Here is a 215-nt window from a genome sequence, read left to right on the forward strand (position 1 = left end):
CAGGGCGCTTGCTCAGGCTCAACTGCAGGTCGCGCGCCTTGAGCACCTTGCGCGTCTCATCGATCATCTCAGGGTTGCCGCACAGCATGATGCGCGAGTGCTCGGGTGACAGCGCCAACCCAGCTGCCCGCTCCAGCTCACCGTTCTCGATCAGGGTGGTGCATTCGGTCGGGGTCCCTTCGTCGTCCACGCTCAGCGAACCCCGCCGCCCTTCC

1 protein-coding gene is annotated in these 215 nt (G+C 66.0%); it reads right to left on the reverse strand.

Annotated elements, in window-relative coordinates:
• Positions 1–190 (reverse strand): hypothetical protein (locus IAE53_RS11520; RefSeq protein ID WP_234456366.1); only part of this gene is annotated, 190 nt, incomplete at its 3' end.
• Positions 191–215 lie beyond the last annotated feature (25 nt).

It is taken from the genome of Leuconostoc sp. S50 (assembly GCF_016624925.1).
Taxonomy (GTDB): Bacteria; Bacillota; Bacilli; order Lactobacillales; family Lactobacillaceae; genus Leuconostoc; species Leuconostoc pseudomesenteroides.